At 64.9% G+C, this 25,472-nt stretch carries 24 protein-coding genes; 12 read left to right on the forward strand and 12 right to left on the reverse strand.

From position 1 onward, the window contains the following. Positions 1–36 precede the first annotated feature (36 nt). Both ACIBG0_RS06195 and ACIBG0_RS06200 read right to left on the reverse strand, forming a co-directional pair. Positions 37–375 (reverse strand): 4Fe-4S dicluster domain-containing protein, encoded by a 339-nt coding sequence (locus tag ACIBG0_RS06195; protein ID WP_397029724.1) that lies wholly within the window; start codon positions 373–375, stop codon positions 37–39. After that, a complete protein-coding gene (locus ACIBG0_RS06200; protein WP_397029726.1) occupies positions 372–1,946 on the reverse strand; it encodes an FAD-binding protein in 1,575 nt (524 codons plus the stop codon). The genes ACIBG0_RS06195 and ACIBG0_RS06200 overlap by 4 nt, the downstream gene beginning before the upstream one ends. 245 nt (positions 1,947–2,191) lie before the next feature. On the opposite strand from ACIBG0_RS06200, the gene ACIBG0_RS06205 reads away from it, so the two are divergent. The 6 genes from ACIBG0_RS06205 (at position 2,192) to ACIBG0_RS06230 (ending at position 8,447) form a co-directional block, all read left to right on the forward strand. After that, on the forward strand, positions 2,192–2,956 hold the full coding sequence (locus ACIBG0_RS06205) for an IclR family transcriptional regulator (protein ID WP_397029727.1): 765 nt from the start codon (positions 2,192–2,194) through the stop codon (positions 2,954–2,956). Between the two features lie 304 nt (positions 2,957–3,260). Continuing rightward, on the forward strand, positions 3,261–4,346 hold the full coding sequence (locus ACIBG0_RS06210) for an ABC transporter substrate-binding protein (protein WP_397029728.1): 1,086 nt from the start codon (positions 3,261–3,263) through the stop codon (positions 4,344–4,346). After that, positions 4,343–5,182: an ABC transporter ATP-binding protein gene (locus ACIBG0_RS06215; RefSeq protein WP_397029730.1), complete on the forward strand. Its 840-nt coding sequence runs from the start codon at positions 4,343–4,345 to the stop codon at positions 5,180–5,182. Before ACIBG0_RS06210 ends, ACIBG0_RS06215 begins: the two co-directional genes overlap by 4 nt. Continuing rightward, positions 5,175–6,050 carry an ABC transporter permease gene (locus ACIBG0_RS06220; protein ID WP_397029732.1) on the forward strand — a complete coding sequence of 292 codons (876 nt, stop codon included), beginning with the start codon at positions 5,175–5,177 and terminating at the stop codon, positions 6,048–6,050. Before ACIBG0_RS06215 ends, ACIBG0_RS06220 begins: the two co-directional genes overlap by 8 nt. An 8-nt stretch (positions 6,051–6,058) precedes the next feature. Further along, the gene (locus ACIBG0_RS06225; protein WP_397029734.1) at positions 6,059–7,405 is read left to right on the forward strand and encodes an LLM class flavin-dependent oxidoreductase; all 1,347 of its coding nucleotides are present in this window, start codon (positions 6,059–6,061) and stop codon (positions 7,403–7,405) included. 109 nt (positions 7,406–7,514) lie between these two features. Continuing rightward, positions 7,515–8,447 (forward strand): TauD/TfdA dioxygenase family protein, encoded by a 933-nt coding sequence (locus ACIBG0_RS06230; RefSeq protein ID WP_397029736.1) that lies wholly within the window; start codon positions 7,515–7,517, stop codon positions 8,445–8,447. Between the two features lie 42 nt (positions 8,448–8,489). On the opposite strand, the gene ACIBG0_RS06235 is transcribed toward ACIBG0_RS06230, so the two are convergent. Together ACIBG0_RS06235 and ACIBG0_RS06240 are read right to left on the reverse strand one after the other, a co-directional pair. Continuing rightward, a complete protein-coding gene (locus ACIBG0_RS06235; protein WP_397029738.1) occupies positions 8,490–9,812 on the reverse strand; it encodes a family 1 glycosylhydrolase in 1,323 nt (440 codons plus the stop codon). A 453-nt stretch (positions 9,813–10,265) separates the two neighbouring features. After that, the gene (locus tag ACIBG0_RS06240) at positions 10,266–10,913 is read right to left on the reverse strand and encodes a TetR/AcrR family transcriptional regulator (protein WP_397029740.1); all 648 of its coding nucleotides are present in this window, start codon (positions 10,911–10,913) and stop codon (positions 10,266–10,268) included. A 134-nt stretch (positions 10,914–11,047) separates the two neighbouring features. Between ACIBG0_RS06240 and ACIBG0_RS06245 the strand changes: the two genes are divergently transcribed. Both ACIBG0_RS06245 and ACIBG0_RS06250 read left to right on the forward strand, forming a co-directional pair. Then, positions 11,048–11,620, forward strand: coding sequence for a dihydrofolate reductase family protein (locus ACIBG0_RS06245; protein ID WP_397029742.1), 573 nt, complete (start codon positions 11,048–11,050; stop codon positions 11,618–11,620). Between the two features lie 104 nt (positions 11,621–11,724). Next, positions 11,725–12,636 carry an alpha/beta fold hydrolase gene (locus tag ACIBG0_RS06250; RefSeq protein ID WP_397029744.1) on the forward strand — a complete coding sequence of 304 codons (912 nt, stop codon included), beginning with the start codon at positions 11,725–11,727 and terminating at the stop codon, positions 12,634–12,636. Positions 12,637–12,732: 96 nt separating this feature from the next. Here the strand turns inward: ACIBG0_RS06250 and ACIBG0_RS06255 are convergent, their stop codons facing one another. The 3 genes from ACIBG0_RS06255 to ACIBG0_RS06265 all read right to left on the reverse strand — a co-directional run bounded on the left by ACIBG0_RS06255 (position 12,733) and on the right by ACIBG0_RS06265 (position 16,653). Then, on the reverse strand, positions 12,733–13,557 hold the full coding sequence (locus ACIBG0_RS06255) for a class I SAM-dependent methyltransferase (RefSeq protein WP_397029745.1): 825 nt from the start codon (positions 13,555–13,557) through the stop codon (positions 12,733–12,735). A 128-nt stretch (positions 13,558–13,685) separates the two neighbouring features. After that, entirely contained in the window at positions 13,686–15,941 is a 2,256-nt protein-coding gene (locus ACIBG0_RS06260; RefSeq protein ID WP_397029746.1) for an MMPL family transporter, read from the reverse strand. A 238-nt stretch (positions 15,942–16,179) separates the two neighbouring features. After that, positions 16,180–16,653, reverse strand: a complete 474-nt coding sequence (locus ACIBG0_RS06265) for a MarR family winged helix-turn-helix transcriptional regulator (RefSeq protein WP_397029748.1) — start codon at positions 16,651–16,653, stop codon at positions 16,180–16,182. Positions 16,654–16,742: 89 nt separating this feature from the next. Between ACIBG0_RS06265 and ACIBG0_RS06270 the strand changes: the two genes are divergently transcribed. Then, positions 16,743–17,072 carry a rhodanese-like domain-containing protein gene (locus ACIBG0_RS06270; RefSeq protein ID WP_397029749.1) on the forward strand — a complete coding sequence of 110 codons (330 nt, stop codon included), beginning with the start codon at positions 16,743–16,745 and terminating at the stop codon, positions 17,070–17,072. 163 nt (positions 17,073–17,235) lie between these two features. Here ACIBG0_RS06270 and ACIBG0_RS06275 read toward each other — a convergent pair whose 3' ends face one another. Beyond that, the gene (locus ACIBG0_RS06275) at positions 17,236–17,424 is read right to left on the reverse strand and encodes a hypothetical protein (RefSeq protein WP_397029751.1); all 189 of its coding nucleotides are present in this window, start codon (positions 17,422–17,424) and stop codon (positions 17,236–17,238) included. A 92-nt stretch (positions 17,425–17,516) separates the two neighbouring features. Between ACIBG0_RS06275 and ACIBG0_RS06280 the strand changes: the two genes are divergently transcribed. The 3 genes from ACIBG0_RS06280 to ACIBG0_RS06290 all read left to right on the forward strand — a co-directional run bounded on the left by ACIBG0_RS06280 (position 17,517) and on the right by ACIBG0_RS06290 (position 21,923). Further along, on the forward strand, positions 17,517–19,799 hold the full coding sequence (locus ACIBG0_RS06280) for a molybdopterin guanine dinucleotide-containing S/N-oxide reductase (protein WP_397029753.1): 2,283 nt from the start codon (positions 17,517–17,519) through the stop codon (positions 19,797–19,799). A 76-nt stretch (positions 19,800–19,875) separates the two neighbouring features. Then, the gene (locus ACIBG0_RS06285; RefSeq protein ID WP_397029755.1) at positions 19,876–20,352 is read left to right on the forward strand and encodes a nitroreductase family deazaflavin-dependent oxidoreductase; all 477 of its coding nucleotides are present in this window, start codon (positions 19,876–19,878) and stop codon (positions 20,350–20,352) included. 179 nt (positions 20,353–20,531) lie between these two features. Beyond that, the gene (locus ACIBG0_RS06290; protein ID WP_397029756.1) at positions 20,532–21,923 is read left to right on the forward strand and encodes an amidase; all 1,392 of its coding nucleotides are present in this window, start codon (positions 20,532–20,534) and stop codon (positions 21,921–21,923) included. Position 21,924: 1 nt separating this feature from the next. Here the strand turns inward: ACIBG0_RS06290 and ACIBG0_RS06295 are convergent, their stop codons facing one another. From ACIBG0_RS06295 to ACIBG0_RS06310, 4 genes are all read right to left on the reverse strand, one after another. Further along, positions 21,925–22,476, reverse strand: a complete 552-nt coding sequence (locus ACIBG0_RS06295; protein ID WP_397029757.1) for a DUF402 domain-containing protein — start codon at positions 22,474–22,476, stop codon at positions 21,925–21,927. A gap of 268 nt (positions 22,477–22,744) precedes the next feature. Beyond that, positions 22,745–23,953 carry a site-specific integrase gene (locus ACIBG0_RS06300; RefSeq protein ID WP_397029759.1) on the reverse strand — a complete coding sequence of 403 codons (1,209 nt, stop codon included), beginning with the start codon at positions 23,951–23,953 and terminating at the stop codon, positions 22,745–22,747. A gap of 84 nt (positions 23,954–24,037) precedes the next feature. Further along, positions 24,038–24,814, reverse strand: coding sequence for an ABC transporter permease (locus tag ACIBG0_RS06305; RefSeq protein ID WP_397029761.1), 777 nt, complete (start codon positions 24,812–24,814; stop codon positions 24,038–24,040). Next, the gene (locus tag ACIBG0_RS06310; RefSeq protein ID WP_397029763.1) at positions 24,811–25,458 is read right to left on the reverse strand and encodes an ATP-binding cassette domain-containing protein; all 648 of its coding nucleotides are present in this window, start codon (positions 25,456–25,458) and stop codon (positions 24,811–24,813) included. Before ACIBG0_RS06310 ends, ACIBG0_RS06305 begins: the two co-directional genes overlap by 4 nt. Positions 25,459–25,472: the final 14 nt, after the last annotated feature.

A 25,472-nucleotide genomic window follows, 5' to 3' on the forward strand; every position in this document is an offset into this window, starting at 1 on the left:
ACCGCCGCTGACCGAGCCACATACTTGGGGGTGCGGTCAGGTGATGAGGCGGGGCGGCGGTGCGCCGTGCGGTAAGCGTGGGCCGATGGCGACCAGACTGCCCGCCGTGCGCCCCTTGCCCCAGCCGATCTTCTCGCGGTAGCGGCCGATCTGATCCTGAGCGATCGGGCTGCCGGGCGGTAGCGGGGTTGATTCGGGGTCGACGTAAAGGGCATCGGTGGGGCAGTAGGCCTCGCACATGAAGCAGGTCTGGCAGTCGGACTGCCGTGCGATGACCGGGATTCCGGATTCAGTGCGGTCGAATACGTTGGTCGGGCAGGCATCCACGCACTTATCGCAGCCGATGCAAGCGTCGGCGAGTACGACTTCGATCATGACGCGACCTCGGCGGTCTCGGTCCACACGGCGTCAAGGCCGCCGGACAGAATGTGGTGGCGCTGTGCCGGATCCTGTTCCGGATGGTCGGCGCGCTTGCTCATACCGCGAGTCTCCGTGCGCGCCAGGCTCGATTCGTACATGAGCCGACCGACCGCGGTGATGGCGGCGGCCTGCCTGGCCCGGATGCGATCGTCACCGGTACGGCCACCGAGCTCATTACCGGCGCGCTCCCAGAGGGTGTCGAGCGCGTCGAGTGCGGGTCGCAGTCGCTCGCCATGGCGCAGGTAGTTCTTCTGGAACGGAATCAGCTCGGCCTGCGCGGCCTCGACAATCTCGGCGGCATCGAGTGTAGGGGAGTCGCTGGGCCGCAGGCCGGTTCGCCCCGCGCCGCGCACAGCGGCAGTGTCAGGTCGAGAAGAGCCGAGCGCGAACCGTGCCGCACCCGCACCTGCCCAACTCCCCGACGACATCGCCCATGCCGAATTATGGCTGCCGCCACCGGTGAAACCACCGCAGATGCGTTCCCTGGTCGCCGCATCGCCCGCCGCGAACAGACCGGGCACCGTGGTCGCGCAATCATCGTCGACGACATCGATACCGCCGGTGCCACGCACCGTGCCCTCGGCGAGTAGATCGACCTCGAAACGGTCGGTGAACGGGTTGATGCCACGCCGATCGAACTGCAGGAAGAAGTTGGGCTGTCCGAGCCGCATCTGCGTTTGCACCGACTGATCGGCGCGGTCGAGTTGGGCGAATACCTTCTCCGACAGCAATGTTCGGGCGATCACCGATCGGCCTTTCGTGGAGCCCGCGCCCTCGAGCACCCGTCCGTCCTCGTGGAAGAACGTCGCATAGCCGTAGTAGGCGGTCTTGGTGATCGTCGAACCCTTCGGGACGATCGCATAGGCATTGGAGAATTCCATACCGGAGAAGCGCGCACCCACCTCGGCGGCCATCAGTGCGCCGTCCCCGGTATCGACGTTGGTGCCCAACGCACGCGAGAGAAATGCGCAACCGCCACTGGCCAGCACCACCGCGCCTGCCGCGATGCGGTAGTCGCGATCGAGTTGACGCTGGTATCCGGCCGCGCCGCGAACCGTGCCCGCATCGTCGACGAGCAGTTCGAGAGCCGGTGAATGGTCGAGGATGCGGACGCCGACGCGCTTGACCCACGCGCGCATCCGGCGCATGTACTCAGGCCCCTGCACCCCGGTGCGCAACTGTTCGCCGGTCGCTGGATCGGTGGGGAAGGGGTACTTGCCTTCGACGGCAAGCCGATTCATGTTGGTGTAGGTCTGATCGAGGACCCGATCCATCCAATAGTGATCAGCGAGATGTCCGCCGAGCGCCTCTCGGCTGGCCTTCGCATTGGCACGGGCGGTCGCCTCCGGGGCGACGTACCAGACGCCGGTACCGGAAGGTGCTGTCGCGCCGCTGGTTCCGCAATAGCCCTTATCCACCAGCGTCACCTCGGCACCCGCCTCCCTGGCGTGGATGGCCGCCCACGCGGCGGCCGGACCGCCGCCGATGACCAGTACGTCGGTACTGGTCTGCCAGAGTTCACTCATGCGTCTGCTCCTGATACGTCGGGATTGCCAAAGCGGCAATCATCGGCGGAATGCGGGGTCAGCGCGGGAATTCAATTCTGTGAGCGTCGTCGGTATCGCAAAACCCTTCGAATCAGCGCGATTTTGACGTTGCCGACATTCCCGCGCGAGGAATCGGCGCAGCGGGCGCAGAACCATTGCCGCGCCAGGATCATCCGGCGATAGTTCTGGCCACATCCCGATCGGTCGGAATATCAGGAGGAACCATGACTGACGCCGAGCAACCCCGTTCGGGTGCCCAAGCGGTCGACCGTGCGATTCAGGTACTGAACTGCTTCGAGGGCGATGATCCCGAACTGTCGGTAAGTGAATTGGCGCACCGAGCCGGACTTCCGGTCAGCACCACATATCGGCTGGCCCAGGCCTTGGTACGGGGCCGGTTGCTGGAGCAGGATCCGGCGACCGATCGCTATCGAATCGGACACGGGCTCGCCTCGCTGGCCCGGCCCGCGTTATCGCGGCTGGGCATCGACGCGGCCGCACCGCACCTCTACGCGCTGGCCGCAGGCATCAAGATCACCGTCAGCCTGAGCGTCGCCGACGACCGGGACGCGGTCACTGTCTTCCAGGCGCGCCCGCCGGTGTACTTCTGCCCCAACCAGTTGCCGCAAGCCCGTCAGCCGCTGCGCTCCAGCGCCGTCGGCCAGGCTCTGCTCGCCTTCGCGCCCGTTTTCGAGGGCATCGAGCGACGACCGACGCCGCTGGTAGATCTGGATCGTGTGCGGCGCACCGGTTTCGCCATGGAGATCATCGAGCGCGAGGATCCGGTCCGCTCGGTCGCGGTGCCTGTGCTCGGACCGGATAAGCAGGTGTGGGGCGCGCTCGGTGTGCAGGCCCGCTCGGCGCGACTGAACGAGGAGCTGGTGCGCGGCATCGTGCCTGCTATGCGCCAGATCGCGGGCCGAATCGGGCCACTGTTCCAGTCCACCGCCGCCCTTACCGATGCGCCGGCGGAGTTGTACTCACGGTGATTTTCACAATGTGAAATCGGCATTGTCGTACCTGCCGCTCGACCCCACTATGGACACAAAGCCGCGGGGTCGCCGCTTCTCTCCCAATCCCACGAAGGTCGATGACATGATCGAATCCATTGCGCTGATCCGCCGTCGCACGGTGGATTTCATGCGCATGTCCCATGGAGTCTGTCGCGCCTGAATCCGCGGTCGCCGAAATAGGCCGCCGCATTGGTCGAATCAGGTAATCCTCCGCGCTTACCTGCCGCTGTGGCGAGCCTTATCGCGCTGCGGCAGTCGCGCATTCCGTGAAAGAACTTCCATGACGCTGTCCCAGAAAACCCGGCCGCGGTTCTTCCGTGCGGTGGCCGCCGTGCTCACCATTCCCACCGCGGTCGCGGTACTCGCCGGTTGCGGCAAATCCGAGCCGGGCACCAATGCCGACGGCAAAGCCGTACTGCGCTACCAGGGCTCGACCGGTCAGGTCTCGGCCTACGAACTGGCCGACGACCTCGGCTACTTCAGCAAGATCGCGCTGCACTGGGAGGGTGACACCACCAGCGGACCGGCGAATATCCAGGCCGCCGCGACCCGTCAGATCGAATTCGGCAGCGCCTTCAACGGCGCGGTCGTCAAGTTGGCCGCGGGCGGCGCGCCCGTGACCTCGGTGCTCAGCTCGTACGGAGCGGACGAGCAGTCGTTCACTGGTTACTTCGTCCGTGACGATGCGGGCATCAAATCGCCCCGGGATCTGATCGGCAAGAAGGTCGGCATCAATACCCTTGGCGCACACCACGAATTCATCACCCGGGAATGGCTGCACCAGCAGGGGCTGACCGACCAGGAGATAAAACAGGTCGAACTGATCGTGGTGCCGCCGGCTAATACCGAGGACGCTCTGCGCAAGGGGCAGATCGATGTAGGCGCGCTGGGTGGCGTCTTCCGGGAGAGCGCGGTCGGGCGCGGCGGCATCCATGCGCTCTACACCGATAAGGACCTGTTCGGTCAATTCGACTACGGCACTTACGTTTTCCGCAAGGACTACATCGCCCAGAACCCGGAGGCCGTCAAGGACTTCGTCCAGGGGACCGCGCGGGCGACGCGCTGGCTGCAGGTGACCCCGCGCGACGAGGTGGTCGCGCGCTTCGCCTCGATCATCAACAAGCGCGGACGCAATGAGAACACCGATCTGCTGAAATTCTGGCGCAGCCCAGGTCTGCCGGTCCCCGGTGCGGTGATCGCGGAGAAGGAACTGCAGATCTGGATCGATTGGCTGGTCCGCAACGGTGATGTGCCCGCCGGAAAGCTGACGGCGAAAGATCTCTACACCAACAAGGACAACCCATACGCCAACGGAACCTACGGTCCGACCACCGGACCGACCGGAGAGGTGGTCGCGTCGAAATGAGCCAGGTCAAACTCGCACTCACCGGAGTGCGCAAACAGTTCCCGGTCCGTGGGTCGAACAAGGAGTTCACCGCGATCGAAGATATCTCGCTGGAACTGCGCGATGGCGAGTTCCTGGTGCTGGTGGGCCCGAGCGGCTCCGGTAAGTCGACGCTGTTGGATCTGCTCGGCGGGCTCAGCAAGCCGAGTGCGGGCCGGATCTTATTGGACGGCAAGCCGATCAGCGGGCCCGGGCTGGATCGCGGGATCGTCTTCCAGCAGTACGCCCTGCTGCCGTGGCGCACTGCCAGGGCCAATATCGAATTCGGTCTGGAGGCCAAGGGTGTCCGGCGTCGGGAGCGCCGGAAGATCGCCGACGAGTACCTGGAACTGGTGGGCCTGGCCGGATTCGGCGACCGCTATCCGCATGAGTTGTCCGGCGGCATGAAGCAGCGTGTCGCCATTGCCCGCAGCCTCGCCTTCGATCCGGAGGTGCTGCTGATGGACGAGCCGTTCGCCGCGCTCGACGCCCAAACTCGGGAGTCGCTGCAAGACGAGCTGTTACGGATCTGGCGGGCCACCGGCAAAACGATTCTGTTCATCACCCACGGCATCGACGAGGCCGTCTACCTCGGCCAGCGAGTCGCCGTGCTGACCTCACGACCGGGGCGGGTCAAGGCCGTGATCGACATCGATATCGACCGGGATTCCGGTGCGGATGTGCGCTCCAGCGAACCCTTCCGTGAGGCACGCCACCAGATCTGGTCGCAGTTGCAGAGTGAAGTCACCCGGGCACAGGGCCTCGAACGCGAGTCGCTGTCGGCCACGAGCATCGAGAGGAAGGCGGTCAATGTCTAGCGCAGTGCAAGTCATCGAGAAATCACGGCCGGTTGTCGTCCGCAGCCGGCCCGAGGCCACACCGACACGGAAGGTCGACCTATCGCGGGCATTGCGGGCGGTCGCGTTGCTGGCGTGGCGAATATTCAAGCCGACCTTCGCCATCGGCCTGCTGGTCGGGATATGGGAGGCAGCGCCGCGGCTCGGCTTGGTTGACGAAGTCTTCCTGCCGCCGTTTTCCACCGTCGCGCAGGCCTTTGTGGATCTGGTCGAGACCGGTGCGATGTGGGAGCACGTCTCGACCAGCCTGACCCGGTCGGCGACCGGATTCTCGCTCGCGCTCGCGGTTGCTATTCCGGTCGGTGTCGCCATCGCCTGGTATCGACCGGTGGCCGACTTCCTGAACCCAATCCTCGAATTGTTCCGCAACACCGCGGCATTGGCGCTGCTGCCGGTGTTCATTCTCATTCTCGGTATCGGAGAGACATCCAAGATCGCGCTCGTGGTGTACGCGAGCTTCTTCCCGATCCTGTTGAACACCATCACCGGTGTGCGCACCGTGGACCCGCTGCTGATCAAATCCGCCATATCATTGGGCTTCTCACCGATTCGGCTGTTCCAGAAGGTGATCCTGCCCGCCGCGGTGCCATCGATCTTCACCGGCGTGCGAATGGCGGCGGCCTCCTCGATTCTGGTGCTCATCGCCGCCGAAATGGTCGGCGCCCGTGCCGGACTCGGCTATCTGATCACCGCGGCCCAGCAGAACTTCCAGATCCCGAATATGTATGCGGGCATCATCGCCATCTCGCTGCTCGGGCTCGGTTTCAACGGCGTACTCGTCGCTCTGGAACGCCGCCTGTCCCGCTGGCGCGCCGAACCCTCCCGTTAAGGATTCCGATGTCGTTACCCCGCAAGCAATTCCATCTCAATGCCTTCCTGATGGGCGTCGGACATCACGAGGCGGCCTGGCGCCATCCCCGGACCGAGGAGCGCCGGGTACTGGATGTGCGGCACTTCCAGGAACTCGGACGCATCGCCGAACGCGGCAAACTCGATTCGGTCTTCTTCGCCGACGGGTTGGCCGTCGGACCGCGGATCAAGCGCAATACCCTGGCCGTGTTCGAGCCGGTCACCTTGCTTGCCGCCATCGCCGCGGCGACCGAACGGGTCGGGCTCATCGCGACTGCGTCGACCACCTACAACGAACCATTCAACCTAGCCCGCAAATTCGCCTCACTCGATCACATCAGCAGCGGGCGGGCTGGCTGGAATATCGTCACCTCGGGTAACGAGGACGAGGCTTTCAACTTCGGCTTCGACGCGATTCCGGAACACGCCAGGCGCTACGAACGGGCACAGGAGTTCGTGGATATCACCGTGCGGCTCTGGGACAGCTGGGAGTCCTCGGCGATCGTGCTCGATCCGGACGAGGGCATTTTCGCCGATCCGGACAAGGTGCACACCATCGACTACGCCAGCGATCGGTTCCGGGTGCGCGGCCCGCTGAATTCGCCGCGCAGCCCCCAGGGGCGGCCGCTGCTGGTGCAGGCGGGATCGTCGGAGAGCGGTAAGGATTTTGCCGCGCGCTACGCCGAGGCCGTCTTCACCGCACAGCGCTCGCTTGCGGAGGGGCAGGCGTTCTATCGGGATCTGAAGGCGCGGTTGCCCAAGTACGGTCGCTCGGCCGATGAGCTGAAGGTGCTGCCCGGCCTGGTGCCGTTCATCGCCGACAGCCGCGAGGAAGCACTGGCTCTCGAGCAGGAATTCACCGACCTCATCTCCCCGGATTACGCACTGCGGCAACTGTCCGCGCTGCTCGGCGTCGATCTCACCGAACACGCACTCGACGCACCGCTGCCGCCGCTGCCCGCGGAGAGCGAAATCGAGGGAGGCAAGAGTAGGTTCACGCTGGTCAAGGAGCTCGCCGAGCGCGAGAACCTGACGGTGCGCCAGCTCATCGGGAAGTTGGGCGGCGGACGCGGCCACCGCACCTTCGCGGGCACACCCACCGATATCGCCGACGAACTGCAGTCCTGGTTCGACAACGGTGCCGCGGACGGCTTCAACATCATGCCGCCGTACCTGCCGGGCGGACTCGAGGACTTCGTGGACCGGGTGGTCCCGATCCTGCAGCAGCGCGGCCTGTTCCGCACCGACTACACCGCGACGACCCTGCGCGGGCACTACGGGTTGGCGCCGGTGGAAAGCCAATTCGCGCAGGTCCGAACCGAACTCGGCGCATGAGTTCCCAGCTGACCAGGCGGCGCGCCGTCGACTTCATGCGAATGGGCAGCAGTGGTTGTCGTTCATGCCGCGCAGACCATCCTCAACCATCGCCGAAGAAAGTACGACCATGACCACTGTCAGCGAGCCCACGACCACCACCGTCCAGATCACGCCCGTCGCCGGACATATCGGCGCCGAGATCGCCGGTGTCGACCTGCGGGCAGAGCTTACCGATCAGGAGGTCGCCGATATCACCGCGGCCCTCTACGAATACAAGGTGCTGTTCTTCCGCGACCAGCACATCGGCCACGCCGAACACATCGCCTTCTCTCGGCGGTTCGGCGCCGTTACGCCCTCGCACCCCTACGACGATGACGCGCCCACCGAATTCCCCGAAATCCTGGCCGTCGACAGCCGTCTCTACGAAAAGCGTTTCGGGGTCAAGAAGTTCACCTACACCAACCACTGGCACACCGATGTCTCCGCGCTGATCAACCCGCCAGCGGCCTCACTGCTGCGAGCCGAGATCGCACCGGAGCGCGGCGGGGACACCAGCTGGACCAATCTCGCGGCGGCCTACACGAACCTGCCCGATTCGCTGCGCAAGTTCGTCGAGGGCCTGCGGGCCGTGCACCGGTTCGGCGGCAGTCGTCCGGCATGGAATGAGGAAAGCGACTACGCCAAGAAGGTCGCCGATGCGCCGCTGGTTACCGAGCATCCAGTCGTGCGCGTGCACCCGGTGACGGGCGAGAAGGTGCTCTTCGTCAATCCCGGCTTCACCACCCACATCGTCGGTCTGAGCCCTGCCCAGAGCGACGCCGTCCTCCAGCTGCTGTTCGATGAACTGTCGAACCCGGCCTACACCGTCCGATTCCGTTGGGAGAAGGGCAGCCTGGCGTTCTGGGACAACCGCGCCACCGCGCACCTGGCCCCGGGCGACCTCAACCATCTCGATGTCACCCGTGTGTTGTACCGCACCACCCTCGAGGGCGACATCCCGGTCGGCGTCGACGGCGAGCAGTCTCGCTCGATCTCCGGGCAACAGTTCATCGGCTCCTGAGAAAGGTGGGGTCGGCACCCCGGGTGCCGACCCCGAGTCTCGTTAGTGGGGGACGGTGACCGGATCGGCGCAGCTGGCAGCGGCGTCGACGAAGGAGCAGGGTTTGGGGGCTCTGGTCGGGCGGTAGTCGGGGGTGACGCCGCCCTGGTGGGTGATGGCCGTGTAGGCCGGTACGGCGTCGGTTGGCTGGCGGGTCAGCGTGGGGTCGGTGCGGACATCTACTGTGTAGAGACCGAAACGTGGGGTGTAAGAACCCCATTCGTAGTTGTCGGTGAGGCTCCAGTAGTTGTAGCCGATGAGATTCATGCCGTCGGCCTTGGCGCGCTGCAGCCAGTAGACGGTGTCACGGAGGTCGTCGGCGCGGGTGTAGCCATCGGCTCGGGGTATTCCGTTCTCGGTCGGCATGCCGTTCTCGACGATGTAGAGCGGGCGGCCCGGGAACTTGCGTGAATAGTGTTGCAGGGCATAGTAAATGCCCTCCGGCTCCAAGGGATTGTTCCAGAGCTGGTCGAAGCTCAGCTGCGTAACGCTGTCGGGTGAGACCCCGTAGTAGTAATCGATGCCGATGTAGTCGAGTTTCGCGGCGATCGCATTGATGAACGAGCCGTTGACCGCATCTTCACCGGCCGGAATGTAGGCGACATTGCTGGTGACCATCGCGCCCGGCTGCGCGGAGTGGATGTAGTCGTAGATGGCGTTGTGCGCCTGGGCGATTCGGTACTGCATCAGCGGCATGACGGCGGGGGAGAGGCCGCCGTGCGAGATCTCGTTCATCATGTAGGCCGCGGGCTCGTTGAAGGTGACCCACAGTGGGTCGGCCGGGGCGTATCGATCGACGACGGTGCGTGCGTTGGCGAGCCAGTCCTCGACGATATTCGGATTGGACCAGCCGCCGCGATCGACTTCCCAACCCGGATACACCCAGTGATCGATGGTAAGCATGGGGCGCATCCCGGCCGCCGTAATCGCGGCGATCACATTGTCGTAGAAGCGAAGTGCGGCCTCATCCCATTCACCCGGCCGCGGCTGCACACGCGCCCACTCGATCCCGATCCGGTAGACCTTGACGCCCAGCTGCGCGGCCAGATCGATATCCGACCGGTAGCGATGGTAGAAGTCCACGGACTCCAGATACGGGTCGTCCGTCTTGCCCGCGGCCACGTACCGGGACCAATTGCTATCCGGCGCATAGCCTTCGGACTGAAACCCCGACGCGGCCACTCCCCAGAGAAAGTCCGAACCGAGCGGCTGCACCTGTGCGGGCGGTGCGGGCTGTGCCATCGCGGGCATCGGACTGCCTGCTATGACCGCGGCGGTGCTGGCCACCAGTGTTATCAAGATTCGGCGGCTGGTCAGGGATCGCATCGAACTCCTGCTTCCTCGAAGGTGACGGGCGCGCGTGGACCTCCGGCGCATGCCGGGTCGGGCGAGACCACGCGACGAGAGTAACTGGTCGGTCGTCTTGTATCGGGGAGGATGCGGTTATTGACCGCATCCGGGACAGGAGAGCCTGCGTCGGGGGAGTGGGGTGTTGTGCAAGGCGGGGAGTGCGGAAACTAGCTGGGGCACAGGAGTATCGCTTGATTCACTCATGTCGAGATCCGCACTGACACGACGGGAGCGGGACGAAGTGAAGGAGATCAAGCTTTCACGGCTGATACATCTAGATATGGAGATATTCGCATCTATTTATATAAGCTCACAAACACTACAAACCCTGAAATCACCTACCAAAGAAATGACAAGTCCATCACCCCAGCATGGACGCCCAAAGCACTTATCCAACTCCGGCGCGTTAGTTGGCTGCGGGTGGGTCGTTCAGATTCCGCGGTCGAGCATGTCCAGTAGTTGGGTGGTGAGGTCGTCGAGTTGGGCTGGTTCGAGGAAGCGCAGCGGACCGTCGGCGGCGAGGTAGGCCAGTCCGTGCACGGTGGGCCAGGCGAGAAACTCTGCGCCAGACCGTCTTTCGGGCTGGAGTAATCCGGCTTCGACCAAGCCGTTGAGAGCTTCGGTGAGAAGTTCGATCGCGGATCGACCGGTGGGGCCCGCGGCAGCGGGTTCGGCGACCGCGGACACATCGTGCTGGGTCGCGAATGCCGTGCGGAACAGTCCGGGTTCCTCGCGGGCGAAGCGGATGTAGCCCGCGCCGACGGCGCGGAAACGCGCTCTAGCGGCGACGGCGGAATCTTCGGTGTCCGGAATCGCGTCCTGTTCGGCAGTTATGGTCGCGGCCAGCCGCGCCAGCGCGTGCCGAGCGACGGCCTGCACCAATGCTTCTCGGTCCTTGAAGTGCGTATAGGCCGCGTTCGGTGCGACACCCGCACGGCGCGATGCCTCGCGCAGGACAATCGCCTGGGGCCCGCCGCCTTCGCGTGCCATCGCCACTCCCGCATCGAGCAGAGCTTCTCGCAATGCGCCGTGGCGGTAAGTGCTTCGGTGGGCCGGTTTCGCCGCAGTGTCACGCATTTCAGTTCCTACCCCTGGTCGACGACTGTTCTGGACGTTGTTCAGATCATAACTGGACATCGTCCAGAAGTCGTGTATCTTCTCTTCTGTACAGCGTTCAGATTTGAAATCGAAAACGAGCACAGGAGATCCACATGCGCACTCTGATCAGCTCCGCCTTCGTTTCCCTCGACGGCGTCGTGGAGGCTCCCGGTGGCGAACCCGGCTACCGCAACTCCGGATGGACGTTCAAGAACATCGACTTCGTCCCCGACGCCTTCGAGATCAAGGGCCGAGAGCAGAAGGAGTCCACCGCGATCCTGTTGGGACGGGTCAGCTACGAGGCGTTCAGCCCTGTGTGGCCGGACATGGCGGATTTCGCGGACTACAAGGAGATGCCGAAGTACGTCGTCTCGACCACTCTCACCGAGGACGACCTGGTCACCAACTGGGGTGAAACCTCGATCCTTCGCTCGGTCGACGAGGTCGCCGCCCTCAAACAGACCGAGGGCGGACCGATCATCGTCCACGGCAGCGCGGCCCTGAACCAGGCCCTGTCCGATGCCGGCCTGATCGACCGCTACCACCTGCTCGTCTTCCCGCTGCTGCTCGGCGCCGGCAAGCGACTGTTCTCCGCCACCGACAAGGACACCCAGAAACTGCAGCTGGTCGAATCCCAGGCCTACGCGAACGGCTTGCAGCTCAATGTCTTCGACGTCATCCACTGATCATCGGACCGAAGCTTGAAACCCGGACCCGCCTGAGCGCTCGCGGGGAGGGCGCACCCGTTGCCCTCTCCGCACGACCACCCGACCTCGAAGGAAGAATCACGGTGAAGATCACCGCACTACTCACCACCGCGACCGCCCTGGCCGCGACCGCGATCCTCACCGGATGCGCCACCGGCACCGATACATCCCCCTCCGGACCGGCCACCGGCGCGTATGCCGACGTCAACGGCCTGCACATGTATTACGAAACCCACGGAACACCCTCCAGCACACCACCATTGGTGCTGTTGCACGGAGCGCTGTCCGGGATCGGTACCGACTTCGGCCAGCTCATCCCCGAACTGGCCAAGACCCGTCAGGTCATTGCCATCGAGCAGCAGGCTCATGGGCACACCGCCGATATCGATCGCCCGCTGCGCGAGGAGCAGATGGCCGAGGACACCGTTGCGCTGCTGCGTTCGATCGGTGTGCAGCGCGCTGACGTGTTCGGCTACAGCATGGGCGCGGGCATCGCCTTGCAGATCACCCTCACCCACCCCGAGCTGGTCCGCAAACAGGTCCTGGCCGCCGGTAGTCTCGACGAGCACGGGCTCCGGCCCGGCCTGCTCGACGGCATCGCCGAGCTGAAACCGGAAATGCTGCACGGCACCACTTTCCACATCGACTACCTGAAGAATGCGCCGCGCCCCCAGGACTTCGAGCGACTGGTGGCCCGCATCCGCGAACACGACACCAACGCGATGCCCCGTTTCCCGGTCGCCGCCGTGCGCGCCGCCACCGCGCCCACGCTGACCGTCATCGGTGACTCCGACGTCGTTCGCCTCGATCACGCCGTCGAGATGTTCCGCACGTTCGGCGGCGATATCCAGGGCGACACTCCCGCTGGGCTACCCCAAGCGCAATTGGCCATCCTGCCCGGCACCTCCCACATCAGCCTCGTCCACCGCCCGGAACTTATCCTGCCGATCATCTCGGCCTTCCTTGGCAACACCACCGACCAGCCGACCGCCTGAAACATCATCTCAACGGGAATACTGGCACCCAGTCGAGCAGGGCGCGGAGATCATCGTGCGCATGGCGCGGCTCGGCGCCGATGGACCCACCTGAAGTTATGTCGATGCCGAGGGTGTGTTGCCCTGGTCATCGACCACGGCCGTGGCGACGATGTAGCCCTTGGGATCGCGCCACGTCCGCCCTGGATGGTGGGTGAACCAATCCTCGACGTCCTCGCGCAGATCGTTCAGGATCGCTTGCCGTCGCGGGTGATTCGGCGTGACGCCGTAGAACGTGAACAGCGCCTCGGCGAAGCGCACCAGCGGATCCGGGGTGTCGAAGACGAGCGCGTTATCCGATCGCTGGATTCGCACCTCGCCGAAAACCTCGGACATCATCTCCGGCAAGGTATCGGAGTTTACGGTCATCGCCTCGATCACGCCGAGGCCGTACGTCGCGGCGTGCGCGGCCACGAGTTCGGTGGTGTACGGGCAGGTTCGAGGATGATTGACGACCACGGCAACTGTCCCGCCAGGCTTTGTCGTGCGCCGGAATTCCCTGAGCGCGGCGACCGGATTCGCGAGGTGGTAGAGCATGTGCCGTGCGGTGAGTGCATCGAAGCTGTTGTCGTCGAACGGGATTCGGTCCGCGCTGCCGAATACGCCGCGCACCCCGGGGACGGCGTTGGCGGCCGCGACCATCGCGGGGGAGATGTCGATGCCGACCAGCGGACCCAGGTGACCGTTGCCGGCGAGATGGGCGAGGAATCGAGCATCGCCGCAGCCGATATCGGCTAGATGTTCGGTTCCGGTGAGTTCGAGCGCGGTGAGCACATTCGCGGTGGGGTCGTCGGGATGCTCCGAATGGCGCTCGTGGGTGTCGATCCGCACCTTCAATGGTGTGGGATCGGCATATTCGGCATCGAGACGGTAGCTGCACATCGCGGTCGTCCTTCGGTCCAGTTGGCCGGTGGTTGACCAGGTCGCCGATTCGGCGATCGGGTCCGCGGGCTTTCCGGCGGTGAGCGTACCTCCCGAGGCGGCGCGTGGCGTTCCCTTTGGTGGGGCGACTACGAACTGTCCGACCGTCCAGCGGTGACGGTGGGGGGCCGCAGTGTGGTCGGCGTGGTCTCGGTGGGGTCGCGCATATCCTCGGTGCCGGGGTGTTCGTCGTTCAGAATAGGTTCGCCGAGTCCGATTTTCTCCTGGATACGCTTCATCCAGGCCGGTGCCCACCAGCAGTCGTCGCCGAGCAGTTTCATAACCGCCGGTACCAGCAGCATCCGCAGCACGGTCGCGTCGATGAACAGTGCGGCGATCATGCCGTAGGCGATGTACTGCATCATCACCAGATCGGAGAAGGCGAATGCGCCGGTCACGACCAGCAGGATCAGCGCGGCGGCGGTGATGATGCGGCCGGTGTGCGCGGTACCGGTACGCACCGCGTCGCTGGTGCTCGCGCCCTTGGCTCTGGCCTCGACCATGCGGGAGAGCAAGAAGACTTCGTAGTCGGTGGACAGGCCGTAGACGATCGCGATGATCAGCACGAGGACATTCGACTGGATCGGCTGCGAGGTGAAGTTCAATAGTTCTGCGGCGTGGCCGTCGACGAAGATCCAGGTCAGAATGCCGAGGGTCGAGCCGAGGCCGAGCGCGCTCATCAGTGCGGCCTTGATCGGCAGCACCAGCGAGCCGAAGGTGAGGAACATCAGCAGTGTGGTCACGAAGAGCACGAGGGCGATCATGACCGGGATGCGGTAGAGCAGTGCGTCGATGCTGTCCTTCTGCATGGCCGGAATGCCGCCGACGTACATGCTGACGCCGTCGGGAAGTTCCATCTTGCGCAGGTATTCGATGGTTTCCCCGCCTTCGTTGGGGTTGACCAGTGTTGCCTTGGAGCGGTAGACGTTGTCCTGGGTCAAGGATTTCGAGGGCATTTCGAACTGACTGGCCAGCCCGGGTGCGTGTCCGGCCGCGCGCCAGGCCTCGCCGACCGGGGTGCTGTTATCGGCGACGAAGACCAGTTCGATGGGATCGGATCGGCGCTGCGGGAAGAAGGTGTCGATCTGTTCTTGTGCGACGCGAGTCGGGTTGTCCGGTGGCAGATACCGCTCGCTGAAGCCGCCGAAGATGAGGCTTTTGACTGGGAGGATCAGCAGGAAGAGCACGATGATCAGTGGGATCGCGACGGTGAGCGGTCGCCGCATCACCCAGCGGGTGGTCGTGCCCCAGAAACCGTCCTCGATTTCTTCGGTGGTCTTGGCTCTTCGGAACTGCTTGAACCCCAACATATCCACGCGCGGACCGAGTGCGGCCAGGCTGGCAGGCAGAATGGTGATGGCGGTGAAGGCGGCCAGCAGGACGGTCGCGATGGCGCCATAGGCCATGGATTTGAGAAAGCCCTGGGGGAACAGCAGCATGCTGCCGAGACTCGCGATGATCATGGTCGCGGAGAACACGACGGTGCGTCCCGCGGTGACGACGGTTCGGCGCACCGCGGCGCGGGTGTCGTAGCCGGCGGTGAGTTCTTCGCGGAATCGGCTGACGACGAACAAGCCGTAATCGATGGCCAGGCCGAGGCCGATCATCGACAGTACCGAGGAGACAAAGGAGTTCACCTCGGTGAAGCGGGTCAGGAACATGATGATGCCGGATGCGCCGATTACCGTTAGTCCGCCGACGAGCAGCGGCAGCGCGGCCGCGACGAGGCCGCCGAAGATGAAGAACAGCAGCACCGCGACGGCGGGGATGGCCAGGACTTCCATGCGGTGTACATCGTCGGCCATGGTGTCGTTGAGTGTGCCCGCCACCGCTTGCAGGCCGCTGACCTGTACGTCGATGCCGGGTATAGCGAAGGCGTCCTTGACTTTCCGGAAGTTGCGTACGGAGTCGGTGTCGTTGCCGCCCGCGATGGCGATCGCTGCCACGGCGCGCTTTTTGTCTTCGGTGGCCGCCTTCGCGCCGCTGATCTTCGCGCCGTCGACGTGCCAGTAGGAGGCGTTGACGCCGGTGATCTCGTTGGGATACTTGTGCGCCAGGCTGTTGAGATTGTCGATGATCGGTTGGCTGAATGCCGGGTCATCGACGGTCTTTCCGTCGGGTGCGGTGTAGAGGACGACGACGTCGAAGTCGTGATTGCGTCCGTAGGCGGCGTCGGCGAGGCGTGCGGCCTGTGCGGATTCGGAAGTGGGATCGTCCATACCGCCGGAGCTGAGGTGATCCTCGAGTCCGTAGCCGTATGCACCGAGTGCTAGCAGTGCGCCGACCACGATCGCGAGTACGGCCAAGCGCAGCCGATAGACGAGATTCCCCCATCGTGTGAACATCAGCGCGCTCCTCGCGGGCGGGAAAATTGGTGGGCTGGTCGGTCTGCCGCGCTGATCGCCAAGGGGCTGCATCCTTTCCGGGGGTGCACGCTCGATGTGCCTGTAGTCAAAGGTACAGACAGGTGTGAAGTGTTAGTGTTTCAGAAATGGTGCGGCCGCGTGCCGAGATGTGATGCGGGTTGCATTGACTGCCAAAGTGTTTGAAAGTGCCGACTGGCAGCCGGTGCGGACTTGCGGGCTATGAGGTCCGCTGAGGCCCGATCGTGAGATCGATCGGGCCCAGAATTTTGCCGAGAGTCGCGGCAAGCGCGTGTAGTTCATCCGGATCGAGCTTGTCGGCGAAGTATCGGTCGATGCCCGCGAGGTAGCCGGGCGCGGCCGCGTGCAGCCGCTCGCGACCGGCATCGGTAATGGCGACGAATGCGGATCTGCCGTCGTCGGGGTTGGATTCGCGCGCGACCAGACCCGCGGCGGCCATCTCGGTGACGAGTCTGCTGACCCGGGTGCGGCTGAGCACGACGCGTTCGCCTAGATCGGTCATGCGCAGCGGTTCGACGCCATCGAGTTCGACTAGCACGTCGTACCACGCGAGCGGGAGTCCGAAGTCTCGGCGCAACTCGGCATCCAAGCGGGGGACGAGGTTCGCGTGCACCCGTAGCAGTGCCGACCATGCGCTGCTGGCCGCCGCGCGATGCATCTCCGATTGGGTCACGGATCAATTCTAGCGACTTGCGTGCATCCGCACGCATATAATAGCGTGCGCACACACATAAAGTTGTGCACTGTCAGGAAGGAAATCTCATGAACACAGTCATTACTCGTGACGAACTTGCCGCCGCGATAGCGGGCGGTACGGTGACGGTCCTGGACACCCTCGGTGCGGGCTACTACGAGAAGGCCCATCTGCCGGGCGCGTTCCCACTCGTCGAAGCTGATGTGGAATCGCGAGCCGCGCGGTTGCTTCCGGACCAGCACGCACCCATCGTGACCTACTGTTCCAACAACGCCTGCCGCAACAGCGAGATCGTCGCCGTCAAACTGCGCGCCCTCGGTTATACGAATGTCCGCGCCTATCGTGCGGGCATCCAGGACTGGACCGAAGCAGGCCTGCCGATCGAATCCGAATCCTGAGTCGGGTTCGATGTGCGGTCGGGCGTGCATCCCGGCCGCACATCAACCCGTTGCGGCCGAAACACCACACCGACGCCTTCCCGACGAGTCGATGCGCGGTCTTGTGTGTGGTATGGGATCAGCGGATGATCGGAGAGGTAACGATTTCTGGTCGGGGGCATCTTCATCGTCGATCAGTCAGGAACGTTGTCATGATCACCAGAATTGCCACGGCGATCGCCGCGATCGCCATCACCGTCTCTGTTGGCGCTCTCGCCGCTCCGGCGGCATCGGCGGAACCGGTTACACCTGCGTTCGGTTCGGTCGTTTTCTGCTTCAACGTCCCGCTGGGTCCCTTCTTCAGCGTCAGCATCTGTGTCTGAGATTGCCGAGCGGGCATAAGCCGCGGACCAGCGCGGCTCATAAACAAGTGAACCTGTCGGTGGTCCGGGCTACCGTGGGGTGATGGCCGCGCATCTGACGCATTGGGGAGTGTTCGAAGCCGACAGCGATGGACAGCGGTTGACCGCGGTGCGTCCATGGCGCGGGGATCCGGAGCCGACGGCATTGATCGAGAATGTCGCTTCGGCACAACATCATCCGACCCGGATCGATCAGCCGTATGTGCGACAGGGATGGTTGGAGCACGGTCCGGGTGCGGTGGGGCGCGGCGCTGAGCCGTTTGTCCCGGTGTCCTGGGAAACCGCGGTGAAGTTGGTATCCGGCGAGTTGAACCGGGTGTACGGCGAGTACGGCGCGGAGGCGGTGTACGGCGGGTCCTACGGTTGGTCGAGTGCGGGGCGGTTCCATCACGCGCAGAGTCAAGTGCATCGGTTTCTGAACTGTCTCGGCGGTTATGTCCGGAGTGTGCACAGCTACAGTCTCGGCACGTCACAGGTGCTGTTGCCGCACGTGATCGGCTCGATGGGGCTGTTCGAGGGGCACGCGACCGCGAAGAGCGTGCTCGTGGAACACACTCGGTTGGTGGTGGCCTTCGGTGGTCTGTCGCCGAAGAACTCCGCGGTATCGCCCGGTGGTGTGTCGCGGCACAACACCAGGACCTGGATCGCGGCCGCGCGGGCACGTGGGTGCCGATTCGTATCGATCAGTCCACTGCGCGATGACATTCCGGCCGAGGCCGCGGCGGAGTGGATCGCACCGCGGCCCGGTAGCGATACAGCGCTGATGCTCGCGTTGGCCCAGGTGTTGGATGCGGATGGATTGGCGGACACGGAGTTTCTGGATCGCTACACCGTCGGATACGAGCGGTTCATCGACTATGTGCGCGGCGAAACCGACGGTGTTGTCAAGGATCCCGAGTGGGCGCACGCCATCACCGGGGTGTCGGCCGAGCGGATCCGGTCGCTGGCGCGGGAGATGGCCGGCGCGCGCACGATGGTCAATGTGAGCTGGTCGTTGCAACGGGCCGAGCACGGTGTGCAGCCACTGTGGCTCGGGGTGGTGCTTGCGGCGATGCTGGGCCAGATCGGGCTGCCCGGTGGGGGATTCGGGCACAGTTACGGGTCGTGCGCACATGTCGGTGATCCGGCGCGCGGGCAGTCGGTGCCGAGGTTCCCGCAGGGCGGCAACGGTGTTTCGACGTTCATTCCGGTTGCCCGAATCGCCGATATGCTGCTGAATCCGGGGGAACCCTTCGATTTCAACGGTATGCGGTTGGTGTATCCGGATATCAAATTGGTGTACTGGTGCGGTGGGAATCCATTTCACCACCACCAGGATCTGGCCCGGCTGCATACGGCGTTCACCCGGCCGCAGACGGTGGTCGTGCACGATGCGTTCTGGACCGCGACCGCGCGCCATGCCGATATCGTCCTCCCGGCGACGATGAGCATCGAACGCGACGACTTCGGCTCCGGGCCCAACGATCGCGAATTCTTCCCGATGAAGGCGCTCACCCGGCCGCACGGTGCGTCCCGTGACGACTACGCGATCTTCGCCGAATTGGCCGAACACATCGGTATCGGTAAGGAATTCACCGAAGGGCGCAGCGTCGAGGAGTGGTTGCGGCACCTGTACGAGCAATGGCGCGTCGGCCTCGACGATCCGACCGTTCCGGAATTCGAGCAGTTCTGGAACAGCGAGTCGTTCACGGTTGCCCCGCCCGACCCGGATCAGGTGCTGTTCGCCGATTTTCGTGCGGATCCGGAGCGTTTTCCGCTCACCACCCCCAGTGGCAAGATCGAGATCTTCTCCGAAACGATCGATGGGTTCGGATATGCCGATACCCCTGGTCACCCGGTGTGGTTGGAGCCGCGGGAATGGCTGGGTGCCGCGACGCGGTTCCCGCTGCAGCTCGTCGCGAATCAGCCGCGCACGAAACTGCACAGCCAGCTCGATGTCGGCGCGCACAGTCAGTCGGTGAAAATCGCTGGGCGGGAACCGGTGCGGTTGCATCCCGACGATGCCGCGGCGCGAGGTCTAGGAGATGGCGATATCGTGCGGATCTTCAACGATCGGGGCAGCTGTTTGGCCGGTCTGGTCATCGATGACGCGGTCCGTCCGCAGGTCGCGCAGTTGTCCACGGGTGCCTGGTATGACCCGGATCCGGCCGATCCCAGCTTCTGTCGGCATGGCAACCCGAATGTGCTCACCGCGGATCGTCCGGCGTCGACGTTGAGTCAGAGCTGTGCGGGACAATTGGCGCTGGTCGAGATCGAGCTCTACGGGGGTGCGCTACCGGATGTGGCCGTTGTTCGCCCCCCGGCCATGGCCGAGCGGGTTTCGTGATGACGCGGGTGAGGCTGGTCTCAACGGACGTTCTCGGCTGTGGTCGGATGCGGGATTTCTGTCAGGATTTCGAATTATGGTGTCGAATCCGTTGCCCGCGGTAGCTCGCCGGATCGCGCAGAAACGCTGGGTCATGCGCACGGCGCCGATAGTGCTGCGGCTGGAAAAGTTCGTGCGGTGGGTCAGCCGAGGTCGGCGCGGTGTGCTCGATCTGGCGGGTTTGCCGTCGATCGAGCTCACCGTCGTGGGACGCAAAACCGGGATCCCGCGCACCACATCGCTGCTGTATGTGCCGCGCGGTGCGGATCTACTACTCGTGGGCTCCAACTGGGGCAGCCCCAAGCATCCGGCGTGGTCGGCGAACCTGCGGGCGGCCGATACCGCCATCGTCAGGCTCGAGGGTGAGCGGTTCGAGGTGTCCGTCAGCGAGGTCACCGGTATGGACCGCAAACGCGCCTGGGATCTGGCGGTCGAGTTCTGGCCGGGTTACGAAATGGAGTGCGAGCTGTCCGGCGGCCGGGTCTTCCGCATTTTCGAATTGCGGCGCAACTGAATTCACTGTGCGTCAGGCACGATCGGCGTACCCCGATGTGTGGCCGGCGCTGATAGGGTCAATGCCGCGGCGGGTGAACCCGCCTTGGCCGGTGGCGTCCAACGCTGTCGGCGCCTCCGTCGACAGGTCGCTTGTCCAAAACGGTGCGTGGTCGCTCTCGCAGCGCGCAGAATTCCGATATGCGGTTCCATGCTTTCAGCGACGACGTGCTCGCCGACCACGATGCGGTGACGATTGCGAAACTGGTGCGTCGAGGGGAGATCGGCGCGGCCGAGGCCGCCGAGGCGGCGCGGGCGCGGGCCGCGCAGGTCGATCCGACACTGCGCGCCCTGGTGGTTTCGGCGGAATCCGCGCTGTCGGCGGGTGATCCGGATGCGCCGCTGTTCGGTGTGCCGACATATGTCAAGGACAACACCGATGTGCGGGGGCTGCCGACAAATCACGGCACCGCGGCGTTCGTCGGTCGGCCCGTCGCCGAGGACGGGCCCTATGCGAAACAGTTTCTGAGCACCGGGATGTCGGTGCTGGGCAAGAGTCGATTACCGGAGTTCGGGTTGAACGCGAGTACCGAATTCGCCGCGGCGGAACCGACGCGCAATCCGTGGCATACCGACTATTCGCCGGGTGCGTCATCGGGTGGTGCGGCCGCGCTGGTTGCCGCAGGTGTGGTGCCGATAGCGCACGGCAATGACGGCGGCGGATCGATTCGGATTCCGGCCGCGTGCTGCGGTCTGGTCGGGTTGAAACCGAGCCGAGGGCGGCATATCGATGGTCCGCAGGCGCGCTCGATGCCGATCAATCTGGTCTCCGAAGGTGTGCTGACCCGCTCGGTACGCGATACCGCGACGTATTTCGCTGCGGCCGAACGGCATTGGCGCAATCCGAAGTTGCCGCCGGTCGGTCTGGTGCAGGGACCGGCGCAGCGGCGGTTGCGGATCGGGGTGATCGCCGAGTCCATCACCGGTACCCGAACCTGCCCGCAGACCCGCGCGGTGCTCGACGACACCGTCGCGCTCCTGGAGAAGATGGGACATGAGGTAGTTCCGATCACCTTGCCGGTTTCGCAACGCTTTGTCGACGACTTCACCACCTACTGGGGACTTTTGGCATTCCTGATCGAGGCGGGCGGGAAATTCGCGATCGATCCGCGGTTCCGGCCGGGCGACCTGGATGCGTTCACTCACGGACTCGCAGCGCTGTATCGCAAGTCCCTCGCCCGTACACCGGCCATCCTCTATCGCCTGTCGCAAGTGCGTCGCGCCTACGCGGGCATGTTCGGCGACCACGAATTGATCCTCTCGCCGGTGCTGGTTCACACCACTCCGCGACTCGGCCATCTGAGCCCGACCGTCCCCTTCGACGAGCTCTTCGCACGCCTGATCTCCTGGGTCGCCTTCACGCCGTTGAACAATGTCGCAGGCACGCCCGCGATCTCACTTCCCATGGGTGCTTGCAGCGACGGCCTCCCGGTCGGCATGCAATTCTCCGCCGCGCACGGGGACGAACGCACCCTCCTCGAAATCGCCTTCGCCCTCGAATCCGAACGCCCCTGGCGACGCATCCAGGACTGACCTACCCCGGAATCGTGCGCCAATCCTCGGCGAAGGGGCCAGCACGACGCGCGACCAAGTCCAGTGCCTCTTCGCACGCGCCCTCGATCGCGTGCTGCCAGTGCTCGGGCACCAGCCCGAGCCGAATGGCGAGTGCGTATTCGTCCTCATCCTTCCAGCGGTAGCTCAGATCCGGTTCGACAATGAGATCCAGGTGCAGGTCACTGGTGTCGACACCGTCGGTGGTCCGGGTGAACGGCAACTGGAAATTGACGTACCACCAGAGGAATTCGCCGTGTTCATCCCACGTCGGGACAATCGCGAAATAGCGCTTCGCGTACATGATCGCCACCCGCGTGGTCCGCTGCCACACCCACCTGCCCATCTCCCATTCCCGCCGCGCGTACGCCTCCAACAACCGCCCCCGCGCCGCCGGATCGCGTTCCAGCATGGACCTGATCCACAACTGCGGCCCCGCGCCCTCGGTCCCCGGCGTCAACAACACCCGCAACTCGTCCCCGCGATCGGCCACCACCCGCTGTGGCCACTCGGTGAACGGCCGCCCAAAGATCATGTCCCGCACTAGAATCGTCCGACCCACAGCGAAAGGCGTCACCGTACCAGCCTAGTCGTCGCCATGGTGATCGAGTCGGTATCGGTGGCGGTGAGGAACCCGATCTGGTGCGTTCGTGGGTGAGGACCGATCGCCCGCCGCTTGCCGAGCCGCGCTGATATTCGACGGGTTCGGCAGCGTCCGCATGATCGGCGCTGTCTTCGCCTACACGCTTCCCAGCGAATGACATTCCTGATGCGCATCCCATCGTCGCGCCCCGCGACCAGCATCAGAGGCCGAGTTTGGTGACGGCGTTGTCTTCCAGCGGGTTCGCGGTGCGAATGTAGTTGTGCACGGTGCGCGGGTTGGACCAGCGGCCCTGGCGCATGATTTCGCGGTCGCTGGCCCCGCCGAGGGCGGCTTGGGTGGCGAATCCGGCGCGCAGGGAGTGTCCGGAGAAGAGGTCCGGATCGAGTCCGGCGCGTGCGGCATAGCGTTTGACGAGTTCGGCGATGGCGCGACCGGACATGGCCTCGGTGCCGATGGCGCCGTGGCGGGTGATGGTGGGAAACAGTGGGAGGGCGTCGTTTTCGGCGAGTGCGGTGCCCTGGAAGCCGTGGCAGCGGTGGATGTCCGGAGACGGCGACGCTGCGTCGGCGAGCCAGGCGCGCACATCGCCGTGTGCGCGGTGAGCCTCGAGCAACCGGATCCAATCGGCGAAGGCGCATACCGGGCAGGTGTGCGGGCGGTGGCCGCGGGGCAATGCGACGCGCTGTTCGGCGATGCCGGTGGGGTCGGTTTTGGTCGTCGGAAGTTGCATGAGCAGCAACGGTTCACCGGTGCCGTGGTCGAGATCGACTCGCACATCGGTGATCCGCAATCCGGCAAGTTCGCTGCGGCGCAACGCGCCCGCGAATCCGACGAGCAATGCCAGCGCGTCGCGGCGGCGTGCGGGCTCGGTCGGCCATTGCGGCTCCGGCAGTCCGGCGAGCAGTTGTTCGAGGGTGTGCAACAGTACGGGGCGTTTACGTTTGGGCTGCGTGCGGCGGGTGCGGCGGATACCGCGCAAGGTCAGTCGAACGACATCCGACCGTGTGGGGGAGGGTAATCCGTTGGCGGCGTGCACCGCCGCGATGGCCGCCGCTTTGCGTTCGAGGGTGGCCGCACTGAAGGCCCACCGCTGCGAACCGTCGTCACTGTGCCGCGACGCATCCGCTGCCGCGGCCAGATACACCGCGACATCGAGCGGATCCGCGGGCAGCGCCTGTCGCCCCTCGGTCGCACACCATCCCGCCCACGCGATCCAATCGGTGCGATACGCCCGCAACGTATTCGCCGACTGCGACGCCTCCAGATACCGTCGCAGCGCCCCGGCCTGATCATCATCGAACCGCTCCCGCACCAACCGCAGCGCCGCGGTATCGACCAGCACACTGCGCACCCCGCGCCGCAACTCGGTGCGTACCGATTCCGGTACCGCGACCACCGCATCGCCCACCCGCTCGCTCCCATTCACCCGGCCCGGCTCTCGACGATCAAGACTATGCGTTCTCCGGGGATTTGTGAGCGGCCGCGACGCGCGTCAGTCGGGCAGTGGCACCAGCCGCTGGGCGTCGTCGAACAGGTAGGACTCCGCGACACGCGCCGCGGTGAGCGCGGCAAGGGCGGTGGCCGCGAGCAACATGTACATGACCACGATCTGGTAGCGAATGGCGGTGAGGGGATCGACACCGGCGAGAATGAGGCCGGTCATGGCGCCGGGCAGACTGATCAGCCCGACGACCTTCGTCGCGTCGATCGTCGGAATCAGTGCGGTGCGCAGTGCCGACCTGCGATGCGGCAGGAACGCCTCGCGCGCCGAAAGTCCCAGGCACAGGCGGGCTTCGATGGCGGGACGCGCATGGCGGGCATCCTCGTGCAGTCGACGCAGCGCGATACCGGTGGCCTGCATGGCGCCGGAGACGATCATGCCGCCAACCGGGACAACCACCCGGGCCTGGGTGGAGATCACACCGAGCACAATGAGCGCGCCGAGCGTGATGGCGGATCCGGTGCCGACTCCGATGGTCGCGGCCCGGCGTGCCCGCGGTACACCTTCGCCACGTCGACCGGCCACCTGTCCGGCGATCAGCACCATGAGCACAACCCAGGCCAGCCCGCCCGGTAATCCGGTGTGCCGGAACAGGATCAGCAGAACAGCGCCGACCGCGACCAACTGGGCCACGGCACGGGTGGCGGCGATGAGCAGCTCGCGGGTCAGATGCAGTCGCTGACGGTAGGCGATCGCGGCGGCGAGTGCGACGAGCACCAGCGAGGTCGCCACACCCGGCCAGCCGGGTACGGAAAGCTGTTCTTTCACTGTGGTTTCCGTTCGTCACCGGGGGACAGGCGCCCGTGTCGCAGTATCCAGCTGTCGTCGGCGACTTCGGTGACGAATGCGGTGTCGTGGCTGACCAGGATGACACCGCCACCGCAGGTGGTGTGCTCGCGAATGAGAGTCGCGACCGCGGCGGCGGATTCGGCGTCGAGGGCGGAGGTCGGTTCGTCGAGCAGCAGCACCTCGGGTTCGACGGCCAGCGCCCGCGCCAGGCACACCCGCTGCGCTTGACCGCCGGACAGTTCGAGGCAGCGCCGATCGCGGAAGTCGGGTAAGCCGACCCGGGCGAGCAGTGCATCGATGCGATCGGATGTGAGATCGGTACGGCCGACCCGGATCTCATCGGCGACGGTATCGGTCAGCAGCGTCGGTCGCTGTGGCACCAATCCGATGCGGCGGCGCAGCTGCGGTGCTGGGAACTGGGTGATCGGGGTGTCATCGAGCAGGATGCGGCCGCGAGTGGGTTCGGCGAGCCGGTTGAGCAGCCGCAGCAGTGTGGTCTTGCCGGTGCCGCTGGGCCCGACCACCGCCGTGCACCGACCTTCCGGAAACGTCACGGAGATATCGGTGAGTATCGACGTTTCGCCGTGGCTCACGCTGACCCGATCCAGACTGATGTTCGGCACCGTCCCACCATTCC

The organism is Nocardia sp. NPDC050630, assembly GCF_044457245.1.
Taxonomy (GTDB): Bacteria; Actinomycetota; Actinomycetes; order Mycobacteriales; family Mycobacteriaceae; genus Nocardia.